6 protein-coding genes are annotated in these 3548 nt (G+C 63.2%); 5 read left to right on the top strand and 1 reads right to left on the bottom strand.

Features of this window, described 5'->3' with window-relative positions; genetic code table 11:
• Positions 1-98: 98 nt before the first annotated feature.
• The 4 genes from FJ980_RS29400 to FJ980_RS29385 are packed head-to-tail and all read left to right on the top strand — an operon-like array spanning position 99 to position 2998.
• Complete coding sequence (locus FJ980_RS29400; RefSeq protein WP_140547135.1) at positions 99-1247, top strand: DUF2213 domain-containing protein; 1149 nt, start codon at positions 99-101, stop codon at positions 1245-1247.
• Positions 1248-1249: 2 nt separating this feature from the next.
• Positions 1250-1687, top strand: a complete 438-nt coding sequence (locus FJ980_RS29395; RefSeq protein ID WP_140547134.1) for a DUF2190 family protein — start codon at positions 1250-1252, stop codon at positions 1685-1687.
• Between the two features lie 14 nt (positions 1688-1701).
• Complete coding sequence (locus tag FJ980_RS29390; protein ID WP_140547133.1) at positions 1702-2655, top strand: major capsid family protein; 954 nt, start codon at positions 1702-1704, stop codon at positions 2653-2655.
• 10 nt (positions 2656-2665) lie between these two features.
• The gene (locus FJ980_RS29385; protein ID WP_140547132.1) at positions 2666-2998 is read left to right on the top strand and encodes a hypothetical protein; all 333 of its coding nucleotides are present in this window, start codon (positions 2666-2668) and stop codon (positions 2996-2998) included.
• Between the two features lie 41 nt (positions 2999-3039).
• Here the strand turns inward: FJ980_RS29385 and FJ980_RS29380 are convergent, their stop codons facing one another.
• Entirely contained in the window at positions 3040-3222 is a 183-nt protein-coding gene (locus FJ980_RS29380) for a CsbD family protein (protein WP_140547131.1), read from the bottom strand.
• Between the two features lie 67 nt (positions 3223-3289).
• On the opposite strand from FJ980_RS29380, the gene FJ980_RS29375 reads away from it, so the two are divergent.
• Positions 3290-3548: DnaT-like ssDNA-binding protein (locus FJ980_RS29375; RefSeq protein ID WP_348640668.1), on the top strand; the 259-nt coding region annotated here is incomplete at its 3' end.

Below are 3548 nucleotides of genomic sequence, written 5' to 3'. Positions count from 1 at the left end.
CACCTATTGCACCAAAAATCTCTGCGATGTCGTGAATGTCATGAAGTGTCAAGTGTAACAACTCCGCCCTTCTTGATCCAAACACAAAGGCATATGAAATGCAATTCACCGACAAAGTATCTGTCGCGGGAACGCGCCAGACCGCCGACGGCTACCTTGTCGCCACCGCGCGCGCCGTGCGCACCGGCATCCAGCTCTACGCCGGCCATGAGGTCGGCAAGCCGGATCAGGACGTAGTGCGGGTCTACCGCGCCGCCGATCAGGTTTTCTCACAGGACAGCCTCCAATCCTTCTCCCACGCCCCGATCACGGTCGATCATCCCTTCGAGGAGGTGACGGCCGATAATTGGAAGGCGCTGTCAGTCGGGGAAGTCTCGACCGCTGCCAAGCAGGATGGCCAATGGGTCATGCTCCCGCTGATCCTGAAGGACGCGGCGGCGATCAAGTCAGTGATGGACGGCAAGCGCGAGCTCTCCGCCGGCTACACCTGCGATCTGGATTTCACGCCCGGTGTGACGGCCGACGGCGAGGCCTTCGACGCGCAGCAGCGCGGCATCAAGATCAACCACCTGGCGCTCGTCGATCGGGCCCGGGCCGGTTCAAAAGCTCGCATCGGCGACGGTGTGGGACCATGGGGCGCCGCCCCGATTTCAACCACTGACAAGGAGACCATCACCATGAGTGATGCACTTCGCACTGTGGTCGTGGACGGACTGTCGGTGACCACCACCGATCAGGGCGCCCAGGCCATTTCCAAGCTGCTCGCGGACTTGCAGTCCTCGGCGGCCAAGCTCACCGACGCCGAAACGAAGCACCAGACCGCTCTCGCGGCCAAGGATGCCGATCTCGCCAAGGCCCACGCCGAACGCGATGCCGCCATCGCCAAGGTGCTGTCGGACGCCGACCTCGACAAGCGTGTCGCAACTCGCGCCGATCTGATCACCAAGGCCAAGGCGATCGCCAAGGACGTCAAGACCGATGGTCTGTCCGACGGCGCCATCCGCAAGGCCGCCGTCACCGCCGCGCTCGGCGATGCCGCGGTCAAGGACAAGGCCGACGCCTATATCGACGCCCGGTTCGACATCCTGGTCGAGGACGCGGCGAAGAAGATCGGCGGTTCCGATCCGTTCCGCCAGGTCGTGCAGAACGGCCTCCAGACCAATGACGCGGCCGGCACTGTCGCCACCGCCCACCAGGCCATGACCGATCATCTCGCCTCGGCCTGGCAGAACAAGAAGGAGGCCTAATCATGCCGGCAGTCCAGACTACCTATAGCGCCCAGCATGCGCGCTGGATCGAGGGCATGGTCCTCAACATGGAGCCGTCCGACATCGTGTCTCGCCTGTGCGAGGACGCGGAAGGTATCGGCTTCGGCAAGGTCGCGGTTCAGGGCACGGCTGACAACCAGGTCGTGGACAGCGAAGCCACCGTCAAGTTCTGCGGCATCGCCGTTCTGGATGCGACGCAGCCGACTGGCAAGTATGAGCAGTACGCCACGGCGGCAATCATGAAGAAGGGCGTCATCGTCGTCCAGGCTTCGGTCGCGGTCGCCGTCGGCGATCCCGTCTACTACGTGCCGGCGACGGGCGTTCTCACGAACGTCTCGACGTCCAACACCCTCATCGCCAATGCTCAGTGGGACACCAGCACCGCCGGTGCCGGCCTCGCTGCGCTGCGCCTCGGCTAACAGGAGCGGCCACAATGAACGCACACATCATGCAGGACGCTCAGCAAGTCGCGATGAGCTTCCTTATCCGTCAGGCCACGCTCATCGAGCCGACGGTCTACGCGATCCGGTATCAGGACATCCAGTATCCGTCCCTGGTCCCGGTCGACACTTCGGCGCCCGAATGGATCCAGTCCGTTACCTACTTCTCGATGGACTCGGTGGGCCAGGCGCAGTGGTTCAACGGCAATGCGCACGACGTGCCCAAGGTCGAACTGACCCGCGAGAAGTTCGAGACGACCGTCTCCATGGCGGCGATTGGCTACGGCTACAATCTCGAGGAGCTCGGCACCGCCCAGCTACTCGGCATGAACCTGTCGAATGACAAGGCCTCGGCCGCGCGCCGCATCGCAGAGGAGAAGATCGACAGCGTTGCCTTCGTCGGTGATGCCGGCAAGGGCTTCCTTGGCCTGGTCAACTCCACCACGCCGACCGCCACAACGGCGCCGGCGGATGGCACGGGTTCGGCCACGACCTTCGCGTCGAAAACGCCCGACCAGATCCTTCGCGACATCAACGGCCAGCTCACCGGCATCTTCACCGGCACGCTGGGCGCCGAGATCGCGGACACCATCCTGCTGCCGTACTCGGTGCTGCTCGACATCTCGACGCGCCGCATCGACGCGGTGAACCAGACCACGATCCTCGAATGGGTCATGAAGAACAACATCTACACGCTGGTGACGGGCCAGCCGCTCACCATCCGCGGCATGTTCGGCTACCTCGATGCGTCGGGCGCCGGCAGCACCAAGCGCATGGTTGCCTATCGCCGCTCGCCGGAGGTGTTGAAGTTCCACATGCCGATGCCGTTCCGGTTCCTGCCGGCGTGGCAGACCGGGCCGATCAAGTTCGATGTCCCCGGCATCTTCCGCCTCGGCGGTGTCGACATTCGCCGGCCGAAGTCGATCCGCTATCTCGACGGCGTCTGAGGAGGCGACGATGAAAGTCACCAACACCCAGGCTGGCCCTCGCGGGCTGAACGCCAAGACCGGTCCGGTTCTCGTCGAGCCGGGCCAAACGGTCGATGCCGATCTCTCGGATGCCGAACTGAAGGTTGCCAAGGGCACCGGCTGGTTTGGTTTCGAAGGCGGCAAGGCGAAAGCTGCGCCGGTCGATGAAACCGCGAAGGCAGTTCATCATGGCGGCGGCAAGTTCAATGTCGTGAAGGGCGATGAGACGCTTCTGTCGGGCCTCAACAAGGCCGATGCGGATGCCTTCAACGCCATGAGCGACGAGGACAAGACCGCTTATGTTGAGGCTTCCCGGCAGTAGAGCAGAACGGAGGGCCGCCGGTTGACTGGCGGCCCTCGACTTCAGTTTTTCAAGGCATCGCGAACTGCGTCTTTTGCCTTTCCAACGCCTTTTTGAATGCTTCCTTCGGCCTTGTCGGCGGCTCCATCGGCACGCATCTTATCATCGCCCGTGGCCTTGCCGATCTTGTCCTTCACCTCGCCGCGCAGTTTCTTCGCGGAACCCTTAACCTCGTCCTTGTGCATAGCTTTTCTCCTTTTGCAGAAATCAACGTGAGCGGAACCTGAATGTTCCAGAGGGTCAGGGTGCGTCATGGGTGGATACGGAGATGATGCAGGCTTTGCCGCCTATGCGGCAGCAGCCGGCTATACGGTGCCCGCAGGGACGATTTCAGCGGCCCGCCAGCGCGGCAGCGCCTACATCGACGGCACGTACGGCATGCGCTTCCCTGGCCAGCCGACCGGCGGCATCGGCCAGGAGCGGGAATGGCCGCGCACCGGCGCCACGGCTTTTGGTGCTGCGCTCGCTTCCGATCTCATCCCTCAACGGGTGATCGATGCCTCCTATGAGG

The sequence above is a fragment of the Mesorhizobium sp. B1-1-5 genome, assembly GCF_006443065.1.
Classification (GTDB): Bacteria; Pseudomonadota; Alphaproteobacteria; order Rhizobiales; family Rhizobiaceae; genus Mesorhizobium.
Note: the sequence above shows the minus strand (reverse complement) of the source record. Positions and strands in the feature narration are given on the sequence as shown.

What these genes read in the sequence shown, in the direction of transcription:
- FJ980_RS29400 (WP_140547135.1), top strand. Translation starts at nt 99, where the DNA reads ATGCAATTCACCGACAAAGTATCTGTCGCGGGAACGCGCCAGACCGCC.
- FJ980_RS29395 (WP_140547134.1), top strand. Translation starts at nt 1,250, where the DNA reads ATGCCGGCAGTCCAGACTACCTATAGCGCCCAGCATGCGCGCTGGATC.
- FJ980_RS29390 (WP_140547133.1), top strand. Translation starts at nt 1,702, where the DNA reads ATGAACGCACACATCATGCAGGACGCTCAGCAAGTCGCGATGAGCTTC.
- FJ980_RS29385 (WP_140547132.1), top strand. Translation starts at nt 2,666, where the DNA reads ATGAAAGTCACCAACACCCAGGCTGGCCCTCGCGGGCTGAACGCCAAG.
- FJ980_RS29380 (WP_140547131.1), bottom strand. Translation starts at nt 3,222, where the DNA reads ATGCACAAGGACGAGGTTAAGGGTTCCGCGAAGAAACTGCGCGGCGAG.